13 protein-coding genes and 1 pseudogene are annotated in these 14,404 nt (G+C 47.8%); 6 read left to right on the forward strand and 8 right to left on the reverse strand.

All coding sequences use genetic code 11. The features are described from left to right. Positions 1-10 precede the first annotated feature (10 nt). From ACCI49_RS04450 to ACCI49_RS04475, 6 genes and pseudogenes are all read right to left on the reverse strand, one after another. Entirely contained in the window at positions 11-1,570 is a 1,560-nt protein-coding gene (locus tag ACCI49_RS04450; RefSeq protein ID WP_371837776.1) for an alpha/beta hydrolase family protein, read from the reverse strand. Positions 1,571-1,573: 3 nt separating this feature from the next. Next, positions 1,574-1,939 carry a hypothetical protein gene (locus ACCI49_RS04455; protein WP_371837777.1) on the reverse strand — a complete coding sequence of 122 codons (366 nt, stop codon included), beginning with the start codon at positions 1,937-1,939 and terminating at the stop codon, positions 1,574-1,576. Positions 1,940-2,016: 77 nt separating this feature from the next. After that, a complete protein-coding gene (locus ACCI49_RS04460; RefSeq protein WP_371837778.1) occupies positions 2,017-2,211 on the reverse strand; it encodes a hypothetical protein in 195 nt (64 codons plus the stop codon). A 37-nt stretch (positions 2,212-2,248) separates the two neighbouring features. After that, positions 2,249-3,655, reverse strand: coding sequence for an HlyD family type I secretion periplasmic adaptor subunit (locus ACCI49_RS04465; protein WP_371837779.1), 1,407 nt, complete (start codon positions 3,653-3,655; stop codon positions 2,249-2,251). Beyond that, positions 3,652-5,673 (reverse strand): annotated as a pseudogene (locus tag ACCI49_RS04470) (type I secretion system permease/ATPase). Before ACCI49_RS04470 ends, ACCI49_RS04465 begins: the two are co-directional and overlap by 4 nt. A 614-nt stretch (positions 5,674-6,287) precedes the next feature. Next, positions 6,288-6,833: a hypothetical protein gene (locus ACCI49_RS04475; protein WP_371837780.1), complete on the reverse strand. Its 546-nt coding sequence runs from the start codon at positions 6,831-6,833 to the stop codon at positions 6,288-6,290. 623 nt (positions 6,834-7,456) lie between these two features. Between ACCI49_RS04475 and ACCI49_RS04480 the strand changes: the two genes are divergently transcribed. The 3 genes from ACCI49_RS04480 to ACCI49_RS04490 all read left to right on the forward strand — a co-directional run bounded on the left by ACCI49_RS04480 (position 7,457) and on the right by ACCI49_RS04490 (position 9,886). Further along, positions 7,457-7,630: a hypothetical protein gene (locus tag ACCI49_RS04480; RefSeq protein WP_371837781.1), complete on the forward strand. Its 174-nt coding sequence runs from the start codon at positions 7,457-7,459 to the stop codon at positions 7,628-7,630. A gap of 69 nt (positions 7,631-7,699) precedes the next feature. Continuing rightward, the gene (locus tag ACCI49_RS04485) at positions 7,700-8,389 is read left to right on the forward strand and encodes a UPF0149 family protein (protein ID WP_371837782.1); all 690 of its coding nucleotides are present in this window, start codon (positions 7,700-7,702) and stop codon (positions 8,387-8,389) included. 1,053 nt (positions 8,390-9,442) lie between these two features. Next, a complete protein-coding gene (locus tag ACCI49_RS04490) occupies positions 9,443-9,886 on the forward strand; it encodes a hypothetical protein (protein WP_371837783.1) in 444 nt (147 codons plus the stop codon). A gap of 573 nt (positions 9,887-10,459) precedes the next feature. On the opposite strand, the gene ACCI49_RS25100 is transcribed toward ACCI49_RS04490, so the two are convergent. Further along, positions 10,460-10,720: a hypothetical protein gene (locus ACCI49_RS25100; protein ID WP_442928483.1), complete on the reverse strand. Its 261-nt coding sequence runs from the start codon at positions 10,718-10,720 to the stop codon at positions 10,460-10,462. Between ACCI49_RS25100 and ACCI49_RS04500 the strand changes: the two genes are divergently transcribed. Genes ACCI49_RS04500 through ACCI49_RS04510 form a run of 3 tightly spaced genes read left to right on the forward strand, consistent with a single transcriptional unit; the run spans position 10,697 to position 12,532 of the window. Then, positions 10,697-10,996, forward strand: coding sequence for a hypothetical protein (locus tag ACCI49_RS04500; RefSeq protein WP_371837784.1), 300 nt, complete (start codon positions 10,697-10,699; stop codon positions 10,994-10,996). The genes ACCI49_RS25100 and ACCI49_RS04500 overlap by 24 nt on opposite strands. Continuing rightward, positions 10,996-11,172 (forward strand): YgjP-like metallopeptidase domain-containing protein, encoded by a 177-nt coding sequence (locus ACCI49_RS04505; protein WP_371837872.1) that lies wholly within the window; start codon positions 10,996-10,998, stop codon positions 11,170-11,172. The genes ACCI49_RS04500 and ACCI49_RS04505 overlap by 1 nt, the downstream gene beginning before the upstream one ends. A gap of 49 nt (positions 11,173-11,221) precedes the next feature. Next, positions 11,222-12,532 carry a patatin-like phospholipase family protein gene (locus ACCI49_RS04510; RefSeq protein WP_371837785.1) on the forward strand — a complete coding sequence of 437 codons (1,311 nt, stop codon included), beginning with the start codon at positions 11,222-11,224 and terminating at the stop codon, positions 12,530-12,532. Positions 12,533-12,578: 46 nt separating this feature from the next. Here the strand turns inward: ACCI49_RS04510 and ACCI49_RS04515 are convergent, their stop codons facing one another. Next, the gene (locus ACCI49_RS04515; RefSeq protein ID WP_371837786.1) at positions 12,579-14,258 is read right to left on the reverse strand and encodes an NAD-dependent malic enzyme; all 1,680 of its coding nucleotides are present in this window, start codon (positions 14,256-14,258) and stop codon (positions 12,579-12,581) included. Between the last annotated feature and the right edge of the window lie 146 nt (positions 14,259-14,404).

Raw genomic sequence — 14,404 nt, forward strand, 5'->3', positions numbered from 1 at the left:
TCTGGAACTGTCAAACTATGCGTGCCTCCCCAGCAAAGCTGGGGGGTCTCCCATTTTTACTAGAACCACTACCAAATACATATTGCTTCGCGGGATCTGAACCAGGTGAAACATCACTCGAATAAACCAATGCACCACTCACTACATCACGAAATTCTTGCGCGTCGTACGAACCCGGAATTTTTCCGCTCAAATTTCTTTGGAGAATGTAAGTTAACATAACTGCCCGGTCAGCAAGATAGCTATCGGTATAGACTCTCTCTGAATTGTCCCGACCTTTGTCTTTCTCCCATTCTGACACTATATCTGTGTAAAGGCTGGATAATGCATTTTCAGCAGATGAGCCATTTGTCCGAAATACCAGGTTAGTTAAATTTGTAAGAGAGAGAAAAGCACCTAAATTGCTTCTAGCATCTTGCCAATTTATAGAAGTCTCTATAAACATAGAACCTGCAAGAGCCTGAAATTTACTATTGTCCTGAAGGCTATGAATTGCCTTATACATCGCATCGCGATCTCCTATAGGCAACTTTTCATTTGAAACTTTTAATAATTTATTGACGGCATCGACAACCCCCTCAAGAGAAGCGGATTCTGACTGACTTCCCGCATTAAAGATCGCTCCATATTGATTTAAAGAGAGATCGGATTGCATTTGGCTGAGCAAATTATACACAGCCAGAGAATCCACTAGAAATTTCTGGCTATGGTTATCAGTGCCGCCTTCGGGCTCTATTCTTACATCAACCTTATTCCCTGGGCGGGAATGTAACCCTGCAGTTAAATTATTTGATTCCTCATCAAGATCAACTTCACTTGCGATAATGTTATGTACGTTATTACTATTCCCATTAACAGGCACACTACCACCCAGCCAATCAAAGAAGCTCTCATTAAACGAGCTATCTTTAATTCCAGGAGCATTATAAACAAAAACATCTTCTGTTGCTGATGGAAATAGCGAATTAAATGCCATTGCCAGGTGCCCGCCCAAGGAGTGACCGACCACATCAAAAGTCCCTCCCGCAGCCATCAGCTCTGAATAAATATTACCTTCAGCCTCGTTAGCAGCGGGAACAGCTGTATTTTCCAAATAGGTGTATGTATATAGAGAGCCATTAACAGGGCTATTTGTTGTTTTTTCTTGAGATAAAATCGCCGCGCCATCCGGCACAACATATCCTGTATCCATCTTAATCTGAGAGACTAGTGTGCCAGGCTTTGCTGAAACACGTTGCCACCAATTATACATCGCTATAATTTGATCATAGCCAGCGCCACCAAGGGCAAGTGAAGTATCAGTAGGAATTATATCACCATCATCGTTTGGTACGGTACCTCTAACGGCTAAAACGAGTTTTCCATCGCGCTCAAATACAGTTGCATCAAAGCCGGTACCTTCATCATCATGCTGGGTAACCACCTCAGTTTTATTTATAAATTTCTCCGCTTGAGCATCTGTAAAATCAGCTTTTATTAACTCTCTTTTACTTAGCACATCATCTTGCGAAAAAGTCGCATAAGCGGCCATCGCATATTCTGAATTATCAAAATATTTATTCTCGGACATAAATTACTCCTTTACATTTATGATTTTTTTTACAAACTTGTCAGCCGATTCGAAATCACCTTCGCATGAAGTTGAAGGCACTGGAAAAGGTACCGGGAAAGTCTGACCGACTCTTGAAAAAGAAATAAACTCACCCATAACTTTATTATCGGCAGCTCTTATAATTTTTACAGTATACTGTGCTACACTTGGATTCCCGCTCTTCAATTCACTGTAGATTGCATCCAAATAGAACAAATCATCTTTCCCAGCATACTTTTTAAACGGAATCTTAACTGAGCCGTTAGACCTCAATCTAGATGAAGGGAAATCCTTCTCTGACACTTTTCCAACCTCATAAATTATGCCACCCCCATTATCTCTACACATAACTCTAACTTGGCGATCCCAATAACTTTTATTCAGCTCGGAACCCAGAATAGCCATACCGATATAACAGAAAGGGCTCAACACAAGCACCAATAGTAGAGAAAAAAAATTCTAGAATACCCACCACCCTGAACCACCACCCATAACGACATCATAGTTAGATAGGCAAAAAATACGTATATCGCCAACTTTTCTTCGTGCACAAAACCAAATGCAAATAAAAGAGCTGGCATCAGAACAATGCCTGCAAAAGCAAAATATTTAATATTCATAAAGCATCAACTCCAAACCGAAACTAATAACAACTTATCACCTCTCAACAAAGCTACCAGCCAAAGACTCTCTTACTGGCTTGGTAAAATATTCGTAAATATTTCTCTTACCTGTCTTCACTTCTGCCACAACATGCATCCCCGCCCGCAATAATAGATCCCTTTTACTGTGCTGCTTTAGCTCCTGAGCATGCAGTTCAATATCACAGAGATAACGATACCCCTGCTCTTCATCCATTACCGCATCCCTTGAAAGGTTTACAACAACTCCTGCGACAGTGCCATATTTAGTAAAGTTATAGGTGGATACCTTAACAGTGACAGGGTGCCCTTCTTCTACAAAGCCAATATCTTTATTTAAAATCCATGCCTGCACCTGTAAGGTGCTGTCGGCAGGCACAATTTGCATTAGGGCCTGAGCAGGCTCCAAAACAGCATCCTCCGTATGAATTGCCAACTCTTGCACAGCGCCAGAAATTGGTGCGCGAATTACCTGCTGCTCAGAGCGGAGCTTTGCCTTATCAAGCTCTTTTTTCTGGGCTGAAATATTACGCTCCAACTCTTCCTGCTGTGAATAGCTTTTATACAGCGCATTATTTAATAGAGCAGATGCTTGTAGATTAAGCTCCAGTATCTGGGAGCTGTATTGACCAATCCTCTCACGCTCTAGTACCAGCTCCTCTTCGGCATTAATGCGCTGCTGCTCCAATTCCAGATACCTGTCCCGTGCAACCATTTTCTTATCAAGTAGCTTACGAAGAGATTCAGTGCGCTCCGTCAATATTGGCAATGTCTTTTCCGCCTTTCTTACCAAGGCGTGGGACATACTCAGCTCTTGTTGTTTGGAAGTAATCTGCTGCTCAATCAGATCTATTTCTGACAGGTAGTCTGAAAAATATCCACGGAGCAAGGTGCGCTGAAAAGAAACCTGCTCCTGTACCCCCGCCTGTAGCAAGGATTCCTCCAACTCCTTTAGGGACTGCTCAATAATATTCCCCCGAGTTTCACGCAATTGAGGTAAATATTTGTTAAATACTTTCTCCCGAATCAGTCGAGCATAGGAGACTTCCAGCTCATTTTTCAGACGCTCTTTGTCAGCCGTAGCATTGGTCGCATCTAGGGTTATTAATGGATCTCCGGCTTGCACATGACTACCTTCCCGCACATGAATCCTCCGAACTACAGACAGTTCTTTCGCCTGAATAGTTTTGACTTTTCCATCGGGAATTACTGTGCCTTCCGCTACGGCAACAATATCAATCTTGCCAAAAATGGCCCAAAGGATTGCTATCGTGAAAAATAGACAAATTGTATTGATCACCCACAATCCCAGTGGGTTTGGTGGTGATCGCTCCACTTCAAGAGCAGCTGGCACAAAGTCTAGAACAGCATTGCGCCTTTTTACCCAGTGGCGTACATTAAATCGGGACCAAAAGCGCATCATACAACCTCCCGCAAATTGGATTGCATAGCGTTAAGCTTGGCGAAATGACCTTTTTTCTGTATTAGCTGCTTAGGACTGCCCTGCTCTACAATACGACCTTTCTCCATGACAATAATACGGTTTGCATCCCGTACAGCAGTCAAACGATGAGCAATAATCAGTACGGTTCGACCCTTGCAAATTTGGCGCATATTGGCTTGAACTATGGCCTCCGATTCATAGTCCAGTGCACTGGTAGCTTCATCAAAAATTAGAATCCTTGGGTCGGCCATAAGGGCACGGGCTATGGCGATACGCTGTTTCTGACCGCCTGAAAGTGAACTTCCCTGCTCTCCAACTACGGTATCAAAACCCTCCGGCAATTCCAGAATAAAGTCATATGCACCCGCTTGTTTTGCGGCAGTAACCACTTTATCCATTGGCGCGCCCGGATCTGCCAATGCAATATTGTCCCGAACAGTCCGATTAAGCAAAAAGCTCTCTTGCAATACGACACCTACTTTCTGCCTTAGCCAAGCTGGGTCTACCAATGCCAAGTCAACACCATCGACCAGAACACGCCCAGCCTCCGGTACATAAAGGCGCTGAACCAGCTTCGTTAGAGTACTTTTTCCGGAACCAGATTTACCGACAATGCCAACAATTTCGCCTGGCCTGATTGATAACTGGATACCATCAATCACAAGAGGGCGATCAGGGCCATAACGGAACTTCACGTGTTCAAAAGAAATTTCCCCTCTAATCGCGGGCAACGTGGTACGATTAGGGTCATGCCCCGCTTCCGCAGGTGTGTTAAGGATGTCACCCAGGCGTTTAATTGAAATTCCTGCTTGCTGAAAGTCTTGCCATAGTTGCACAAGCTTTAGAATCGGCTGGCTAACTCGGCCGGCAATCATATTGAAGGCAATTAGCATACCGACACTCAGCTCTCCAGAAATTACTAGGTGAGCGCCCACCCACAAGATACCGACGGTGACCAATTTATTGATTAAACTGGCAGATTGACTGGCAACATTCCCAAGATTTAACGCCCTAAACGAAGCTCTGACATAACCTGCTAACTGCTCCTCCCAGCGACGTTGCATTTGCTGCTCAACAGCCATACTTTTCAAAGTTTCGACCCCATTACAGGCTTCAACAAGAAACGCCTGATTTTCTGCACCGAGCTTAAATTTTTCGTGTAGTCGATTCCTTAAAACTGGTGTAATAATCACTGAGAGAAGAACATAAAGAGGCAGGGAACCCAAAACGATCCAGGTTAAAGTTGGGCTGTAGAGAAACATAACCGCGAAAAACACCAGCGTAAAGAATAGATCTACACACAAAGTAAGCGCTGATCCAGTTATGAACTGGCGTATCGAGTCAAGCTCTCTGACCCTTGCAACGGTATCTCCAACTCAGCGGTTCTGGAAATAAGCAATTGGTAGACGCAGTAGGTGATTAAACAGACGAGAGCCCAGAACCACATCAATACGATTCGAGGTATGGCTGAACAAGTAGGTTCTCAATCCATTCAGAAGCACATCAAAGATACAAACGACCAAAAATCCTAAAGCAAGCACATCCAAGGTAGTTAGCCCTTGATGGACAAGTACCTTATCGACAACAACCTGGAAGAATAAAGGTGTAATCAGGGCAAATAACTGTATAAAAAATGAGGCGAGCAATACCTGACCAAGTAGTTTTTTATACTTTAGTATTGAGGGTACAAACCAGGAAATATCGAACTTTCTTTCAACTGAAGATAGAACTCCTTTTTTGCGGAATAAAAATATGGAAATTTTATCGGAATCTTTCGCTAGCAACTCCTCTACTGGCACTATGATAGGGCTTGTCTGCCCAACTCTCTGCAATAGCGCTCCTCCATCCCGAATGCCGCCAAGAACCGCGCAAGCACCGGATGGCTCAACCACCACTACGGGAAATGGCAAACCTTCAAGCTTAGATGGTTCTGACTGATGACTTTTTGCTTTCAACCCAAGAAAACCTGCTGCTCTGATCACCTCATAGGGCGCCATGTCACCAGCTGGAAATTCTCGATTTAACTTTTCAGGATTAACCGCAAGCTGATTAAGTCTTGCGATAATAGAAATACAGGAGAGACAACTCGCCCTATCAACTACAACGTCCAAACCATACTCCCTTAGTACAACTTCCCTGCTTTACCTAGCTATCGCAGGGAGATGCCGAGACTAAGAGATTAAGCTAATTGGGTAAATACACCCCAATGTAAATTAACTGACAATTCTCACATTCTCACAATGTTGATGTTTTTTTTGAGAGCAACGCCTCAAATTAAACACAATTACAACTAGACCACCCCCCCAACGAACAAAAAAAGTACAAAAATATTTTTATATGCACCTCATCCAGTCTCAACTTACAACCACTTAAAATATTTTTATCAGTTAGATAATACGTACCATTTACCACGCGAAACTCACCCCTCCATCAGAGCACTCCATAGATTAAAAAGAAATTACATGGACTTTTTATTCAGGTTTTCAGGGAACAGCTTGCGAGCATACGGGAGTGTATTCACAGCTAGTCGTGAGAGTTGTGAATTCTTTACTTCCTACCCCGTGACAATCGTCCTCCAATACCAAAAACTATGCCGTTGGAAATATTTATTTTATCTAGGACTATCCACCCGATACCAATAGTTGGCAATAAAACCCCGTGCATCTACTTGTAAAGCTTGCCTGATAATTTCAGGGACTGCATTTTTACAGCGCCACTCAAATACCGTTGCCCTGCCTGTCACAATCGTCGGGATAGCTTCCGATGCGGGATTGCTTTTACAGTAAGCCGCTATCGCATCGCTCGGCTCCCGAGAAGTATCCGCTTTTTCCTCACAGGGAAGGTTGGCGCCAACAAAGCACGCATAGACTTCGCCATCCATGCAGCGCCAAAAAGTGCCCCCTACAACCCAGTCCCTGGGGGCACCCGCAGAAATACCAGCCGCCTGGTAGATACCCGATAACACCACCTGTGGTTTTGCCGGGCCGATATAGGGCTCTTCCGGATTATCTGCATTAACTACGACTCGACAGTAAACCACCGGATCATTAAAGGCCCCGAGATACTTTCCTTTATTTTGCTCCGTCTCGGCCAGGCTCACACTCCCACAGAGCCACAGAGCCGCGCTCGCCAAGATATATACTATATGCTGAATCATGTTTGATCCCCTTTCCCTGCTAGCAAGCCTCTGCCAAGCTCAATAACAGTTTTACCATTTCCCATGCAGCCACTGCTCTGGCGCCAATAGTGGCTCAACAGTCCTTCAGCTAATAGGGCTCTCTATAGATTAGCCACCCCAGCCCAGCCATACCGAAGGCTCCCCACAGCAGGTCAAAAAACAACCAGGGAGTTAGGCTCTGATCATCACTAATTAGCTGGTAATCACTCCTGCGACTTAAGCCGCTCTTGCCTAATAGTGCCTCAGTATAAATGCTCTTGACGCCACCCGACCTCTGAATCAACATCGCCACAATCAGCGGGGCCAGCCCCGAATAGCACGGCTCCCCGGCTTCCAAACAATTGCGCGCTGGACTGGCAGCGGCCGGCGAATAAATAAGCCCAGCAGGTAGCAGAGAGCACCCTGTCGTCCTGCCCGCGCAGGCCTGACACTTACTATCATTGATTGCCGGGTAACTTCAGCGCCCACAACGCGTATAATGGGCGCCACCGCGCAGAAGCCGAAAAACAATATCAACGACAACACCCGCGACAATGCCAGTGCAAACCGAATTCGATTGGGCCACAGCGCCCCAGCAGTACACAAAGGACAAGAAGCACCCCATGAGCAGCAATAGCGCCGCCGAACAAATCACCCAGGACAGCATCAACAAGGCCCTGTGGAATGCCTGCGATACCTTTCGCGGTACCAATTACCGAGCAAGAAAAGATCACCGAAACTCTATCCAGCGCCGATCGGGAAATCGAATCCCTGCAACAAAAACTCGATTGCCTTAAGCAGTAGAAAAAAACCCTGATACAGCAACAAGTTACCGGCAAGCGCCAGGCCCAGATAGAGGATGCCCAATGACTTTTAACGAAACTATCGATCTCGAAACGCCCATAGGCGAAGCCGATCTGGAATTTATTGAAGAAGTACTGCACAAGTACGGCAATGACGACTCGATACTGGATATCTGCGAACTGGACGGTTTTCTTACCGCCCTGGTGTCGGGCCCGGAGATGATTCCCCCCAGCCGCTGGTTCTCCGCCATCTGGGGTGGCCCCGGCAACGAACCGGAGTGGGAGTCCGAGGAAGAGATGGAGCGCTTTATGGCGCTGCTGTTCCACCTGATGAACAGCAATGCTATGGCGTTAGTTGAAACCCCGGAAGAGTTCCAGGCCCTATTTAATCTCTTTGAGAAAGAAGGCGAGGCCCCGGTTACTATCGCCGAGGAGTGGTGCTTCGGCTATATGCGTGGCGTCGACCTGGGCCAGTGGCCCAACCTGCCCGCAGAACTCAACGCCCAGTTACAAGCCATAGCCCTGCACGGCCGCGAGGAACACTTTGATCACCTCGGTACCCTTACCGCCGCCGAACACCAGCAAAGCGTCACCCAAATAGAACCCGCCGCCCGTGCCTTGCACCGCCACTGGCTGGAACAGCGCGCCCCGGAACCACCAACAAGCCCCCACCGAGCAGAACCCAAAACCGGCCGAAATGACCTCTGCCCCTGTGGCAGCGGTAAAAAGTTTAAGCGCTGCTGTTTGCATTGATAGCGGTCGCACGAAGCCGTGCATAAAACTGGGTCAGAAGGAAAGAATACATTGCACTCGAGACGCGCTGTGAATACGTTCCTGTAAGCTCGCAATAGGCATCCAAGCCTCATGGGGTACCAAGCACAGTGTATTCTTTCCTTCCCCCTTTTTAGTAACTGCTCGCTCCCTATTGACGAAAAAAACTCCCAGAAAGTGCCAGTTTATAAACACCCGCAACTGAAGCGAATCTGTTTTTTCTTGAGGGTTCCAAAGTTATCGCCTCCACAAACAAAACTTCTTGACGCCCTATCCCGCAAGAATGAATTAATAAACGCGCCACGGAAATGACCTATAAACGCCAACCCAACTAGCCCGCAGCTACTTAGTCTTTATAGCTTGCCTTGTATTTGCAGACAATTACCAAGAGACGCCAACCACCTGTAGGAATCCCCGCCCTTTTGACAGAGGAGGATATTAAATCACAGACCTTTGCTTTAAGATCGGTTGCAACAACTGATTAGGAGGTTTTTATCAAGCCGAGTGGCCAGTTCTGTTCTTTAGCCCTGCCCCTTAGTGCACAGAAATATAACTAGTCACAAAGCCTCAATCTCACTTTTGTAAAAATAGCCGCCATTGGATAGGCCGCACCTGGCGAATGGAAAATAAGTAGGTCAGCACACTATAAGCCTTTGCTGGAAAGTGCTAAGCGCATATAAAACACTTTTCCTTCCAAAAGGCTGCGCATACTTTTTGCCTGAAATTTTCAACAAAAACGAAACCAAGGCTCCAGCTGGCTTATTTATTAATTATAAAATGAATTCACTTTAAGTCCTCATATTTTGGTACCCCTAAACATCAGAAAGCCCTGATCCAAAAACCCAAAGGAGATTAACCATGGAAATGAACTTTAAAGACAGAGGATTCCTCTCAACGTGGTACTTAAATATGGTCACTTTTGATAGAGAAGATAATCTGTGGTGTGTGGGGACTTCGAATAATATCGGAAAGTGGAATTCAAGAACTTTTGGCCTCGTTGACAAAAAAGAGTACAACAAATCATGGGATTCCAAGATGATTGCATTTGACAAGTCAAATGCAATGTGGGGCGTTGGAACTAAAGGTAATCTTGCCAAATGGAACCCCACCACTGAACACTGGGAGGAACCGGACATTGAAAAGCCCTGGGACCTAAAAATGATTGCCTTCGATAACTCTGGAGAAATGTGGTGTGTTGGCGAAAAAGGTAATGTAGGCAAGTGGAACCCCATTGACAACAAGTGGGATGATCAGGGTGATCTCGGCGGCTGGAAACTGGATTGGATTGCCTTTAGGCCGGGTGACCCAAGAGGTGATATCTATTGCGTGGATACCAATGGGAAACTGGGACTCTACGACCCCAAATTCCCGAATGACACTTTCCATATCGCATCCAATTTTGAATGTAAAAGCCTCTATTTCCATGAAATATTTGGATTTTGTGTCGGCACTAAAGGCAATATGGGTGTCTCAATTTAATAGGTAGTAACTTTAACTACTGGATAATATTAATTATTCACAAGTTATTTGGTAACCCCGCTCAAAAAGTGCACCTCTGGCACTTTTTGGGAGGTATGCAGTACTAACAAGGTTAAGGTTAATGCACTAGCAGTTAGATGAGCACTCAGGGACTCAGCCCTGATACTAATACCAAGGCCTATCAAATCCCAAAACCACCAGATAGTAGAAGCAACAACGAGCCCACGGGCTGCAACAAGCACTCACCCCCCAACCATGCAGGTCTCTAACCAAAGCTGTTGCAATACAAGCTCGCAAGAGGCGGGCTGGCAATAGCACTTTCCCACTTGCTCCTCAGCCAAGAAATGGAGACACTTTTATCCTAATAAAAATGGATTACACAGCAGTACCGAAATTCTAAGAAGAATACGCCGCAAAAATCCCTGCCCTGGCCCTGTTATGCAATCTAGGCTGGCCTTTTCTGCCTCCCGCATAGGCCAATAAAGCCCGCAGTGGGCGCCAGGATCAGTTGGAGCTCACAGAAATACTGCGCCAGCGGCGTGGAGAGCCACCGCCCGGATATGGTGTGTTTTGTCAACGGTATCCCCTAGTAGTGATCGAGGCCAAGCGCCCAGATAGCAGAAAGGTCTCTCTATCGACGAGGGCATCTCCCAGAGCCTGCGCAACCAGCGCCCCGATGAAATCCCGCAACTGTTCGCGTACAGCCAATTTCTGCTCTCGGTCAACGGCGCCGAGGGCCGCTACGGCACCTGTAGCACCCCGACAAATTTCTGAGCGGCCTGGCTTGAGGAAGATATCGCCGATGGGAAAATGCTGGCGATAAAAAACCGGCAACTTTACTGCGAGCAAATCCAAACCCTGTTTAAACAGCGCTCCCCGGCAGATCTGGACTGGTACCAGACCCAGATTGCCGGCGGCGAGCAGGCCCTGGGTAGGCAGGATCGGCTGCTGGAGATGATCCGTTTCTTCACCCTGGTCGATAAAAAGGCCGGCAAAATCGTCGCCCGTTACCAACAGGTATTCGGTATCAAACGGCTATTGGAGCGCATCGCCCAACGCGGCAATAATGGCGTGCGGGAAGGCGGCTTAATTTGGCATACTACCGGCTAGTGCATCGACTATGTCTTTTGCACGAGCTCTGCCATATCGCAGAGCACAACCACAGCGAGAAGTTTTACCGATTAATGAATCAAATGATGCCCAAGTGGGAAGGCATGAAAAACAAACTGGATGCTATGGCGAATTTGATTATAGGTGATACCCTGCCCCGCTCCATTAGTGGATAATATTTTCAACTTTCGTATGGAATCGACCTCCTCATCAGGGAAAGACCACATGAGTAAAACAGCATGGGTAACCAGCGCCATCTACCAGGCGAATACCCTTTGGCAAAATTCGCGTACAACGATCGAAGGCATATCCTTTAGCGATGTGCAGGATGCTGACGGGCTCCAGTATGTGGACCTGGTAATGGAAGGCGGTGGCATGCTGGGGATTGCCCTGGTGGGCTACACCTATATCCTGGAGAAAGCCGGCATTCGTTTTCGCAAGATTGCGGGCACTTCTGCAGGAGCGATCAATGCACTGTTTTTAGCTGCCGCCGGCACCCCAGGCTCACGCAAAAGTGAGAAGCTACTGGGCATTATGGCCAATGCCGATTTTGCTAGCTTTGAAGATGGAGAGCGCTTTGCGCGCAAGACAGTGCAACGCCTGCTTAAAGGCAAAGGGCTTTTTAGCAGCCTGGCCCTTCACCCATTCGATTCCCTGCGCACTTGCAAACAGCTGTTACGAGATAAAGGCCTCAACCCTGGCGACACTTTTACCCAATGGCTACAAGAAGAACTGCACCAGCTGGGCATTACCAATACCGCACAGCTCAATCAGCGTATCAACCAGTTTCCCACTCTTCACTACCGGGGGGAACCCGATCATCAAGTAGGCAATGCAGAAGTGGCTCTGGTTGCGGCGGATATTACCACTGAGACACGAGCCGTTTTCCCGGCCAAGGCACCGCTTTATTTCAGTAACCCGGATGCTGTAAACCCCGCCGAATTCGTCCGCGCTTCCATGTCTGTGCCGGGCTTTTTCAAGCCCTATACAGTGAAAGATATTCCGCAGCTGGAAGCATGCAGCTCAGTGGCTGAGAATTGGCGCAGTATCAAGGGCATCGGTGACCCCAGGCTGTTCTTCAAAAATGGTTTCCCCAATGAGATTCAGTTTGTGGATGGTGGCCTGGTATCCAACTTCCCCTTTGATATCTTCCACAAACCAGTCGGCACCCCAAAGCTGCCCACTTTTGGCATTAAGCTGGAAGTGGACCACTACCAGCCCAAGTCTGACAAGGTTGGGCGCTTTGCCATGGGGCTAATCAATACCTGCCGCAATATGCTCGACAACCATGTGCGAGCAAGCCTCAATGCGGAGTACCACACACTGGTAAAGGAGATCGCTATAGAACCGATGGCCAGCGGAGAACACCCCCACTGGTTGGATTTCGCTATGCCGGGGGAGCACTGTGAGCACCTATTTTTGTCGGGTGTCAGGGCCGCGATCGAGTTCTTAAGCAGTGAATTCCAGTGGGAGGATTATCTGGTGCTGCGCCAGCCGGAGGTCTTCTTTTCCGGCGAGAAACTGGCTTCGGGTTAGCCGGGTAAAATTACCCGGCCCAGGATTTTAAAAGGCGGGGAGTCGTTTAGAAGGAACGGCGGCGGTAACTACGGTAATCAGCCTTCCAGAAATTGCGTTCCAGAGATTTTTCAAGCTGATCCCGGCTCACTTTTGGCGCCACTCCATCGAGCTGTGCCTGAGCCGCAACCGCGCGCGCTATATGGCGGCTTACTTCTCGAATATCATTCAGGTGCGGCAACAGCGCACCCTCTCCTTCTTTTACTACCGGCGCCTGCTCAGCCAGCGCGTTGGAAGCCGCCATTAACATGCCATCTGTCACCTGAGTGGCACCCGCGGCAAGAATCCCAAGGCCAATGCCGGGGAAAATATAGACATTGTTGCACTGGGCCACAGCATAGTGGCGCCCATCAATCTCCACTGCAGCGAAGGGGCTGCCAGTTGCCACCAGCGCTTCACCGTTGGTCCAGGTGTAGATTTCGGCAGGAGTGGCCTCTGCGCGGGAAGTGGGATTGGACAGAGGCATCACCAGGGGGCGCTCATGCCCTTGTTGTAGCGCTTCAATCACCGGCTGGGTGAAGAGGCCACCTTGTCCGGAAACACCAATCAGAATACTGGGTTCAACCTTGCCAATCAGTTTTTCCAAATTCCACTCAGAGACACCTTCAAACACGTCGGATTTCTGTGCCAGGGCCTCCTGGAAGTCATGCAGGCCCTTCATATCGGAAGTTACCAGGCCATAGCGGTCGTACATGAAAATGCGTGCGCGGGCCTCCGTATCACTGAGACCGGCCTGCACCATGGCACTTACAACCTGCTCAGCAATCCCACAACCAGCGGAACCCGCACCAACAATCACAACTTTCTGTGCCGTAATTGGCTCCTGCCAGGTTTTGCAGGCCGCGAGGATGGTACCCAGAGCAACCGATGCCGTGCCCTGAATATCATCGTTAAAACAGCACAGCTGTTCCCGATAGCGACGCAACAACGGCATGGCATTAGTCTGGGCAAAGTCTTCAAATTGCACCAGTACCTTGGGCCAGCGGCGTTTTACCGCGCAGATAAACTGCTCCAGGAACTCATCATACTCCTCTTGGGAAATACGCTCATGACGCCAGCCCATATACATGGGGGCGCCCAATAGAGTACGGTTATTGGTGCCAACATCCAGGGTTACCGGCAAGGTGTAAGCCGGGCTGATACCACCACAGGCGGTGTATAGGGAGAGCTTGCCAATGGGAATACCCATACCTCCAATGCCCTGGTCACCGAGCCCCAAAATGCGCTCGCCATCGGTAACCACGATCACCTTGACATTTTGCTTGGTAGCGCTGCGCAACATATCATCCATGTACTCGCGATCCGGGTAGGGAATAAACAGACCCCGGTGGTTGCGATAGATGCTGGAGAATTCCTCACAGGCCGCACCTACGGTGGGCGTATAGATAATCGGCAACATTTCCTCGATATGATGCTCGATCAGATAGAAAAACAGCGTCTCATTATCATCCTGTATAGCCCTCAGATAAATGTGCTTGTCCAACCCTGTCTTGCACTGCTGGTACTGGTAGTAAGCACGACGCGCCTGCTCTTCTATGGTCTCGACATTGTTTGGCAAAAGCCCTGCCAGATTGAATTCGAGCCTTTCCTCTAGGGTAAATGCACTGCCCTTATTCAGCAGAGGCATTTCCAGCAAAGAGGGGCCGGCATGGGGGATATACAGTGGACGCTTTTCGTTGTTGCTCATAAACCTGCTTTTAGTCTGGTAAGGCGGGCGAGGTAAATTGCGCTCAGCTATAGCGATCTGACTGTATTAACCAACACAAGTCAGTAAAGTACGCAAACCTGCCAATCTAGTGGGGCCAGAAGACTATCTATTGTTCCAAGATATAA

The organism is Microbulbifer epialgicus (assembly GCF_041447265.1).
GTDB classification, from domain to species: Bacteria; Pseudomonadota; Gammaproteobacteria; order Pseudomonadales; family Cellvibrionaceae; genus Microbulbifer; species Microbulbifer epialgicus.

Bases quoted from the DNA above. Each gene is read 5' to 3' on its own strand.
- ACCI49_RS04510 (WP_371837785.1), top strand. From the start codon at position 11,222: ATGAGTAAAACAGCATGGGTAACCAGCGCCATCTACCAGGCGAATACC.
- ACCI49_RS04475 (WP_371837780.1), bottom strand. From the start codon at position 6,833: ATGATTCAGCATATAGTATATATCTTGGCGAGCGCGGCTCTGTGGCTC.
- ACCI49_RS04465 (WP_371837779.1), bottom strand. From the start codon at position 3,655: ATGATGCGCTTTTGGTCCCGATTTAATGTACGCCACTGGGTAAAAAGG.
- ACCI49_RS04490 (WP_371837783.1), top strand. From the start codon at position 9,443: ATGATTGCATTTGACAAGTCAAATGCAATGTGGGGCGTTGGAACTAAA.
- ACCI49_RS04460 (WP_371837778.1), bottom strand. From the start codon at position 2,211: ATGAATATTAAATATTTTGCTTTTGCAGGCATTGTTCTGATGCCAGCT.
- ACCI49_RS04515 (WP_371837786.1), bottom strand. From the start codon at position 14,258: ATGAGCAACAACGAAAAGCGTCCACTGTATATCCCCCATGCCGGCCCC.
- ACCI49_RS04500 (WP_371837784.1), top strand. From the start codon at position 10,697: ATGCTGGCGATAAAAAACCGGCAACTTTACTGCGAGCAAATCCAAACC.
- ACCI49_RS04455 (WP_371837777.1), bottom strand. From the start codon at position 1,939: ATGTGTAGAGATAATGGGGGTGGCATAATTTATGAGGTTGGAAAAGTG.
- ACCI49_RS04480 (WP_371837781.1), top strand. From the start codon at position 7,457: ATGAGCAGCAATAGCGCCGCCGAACAAATCACCCAGGACAGCATCAAC.
- ACCI49_RS04485 (WP_371837782.1), top strand. From the start codon at position 7,700: ATGACTTTTAACGAAACTATCGATCTCGAAACGCCCATAGGCGAAGCC.
- ACCI49_RS04450 (WP_371837776.1), bottom strand. From the start codon at position 1,570: ATGTCCGAGAATAAATATTTTGATAATTCAGAATATGCGATGGCCGCT.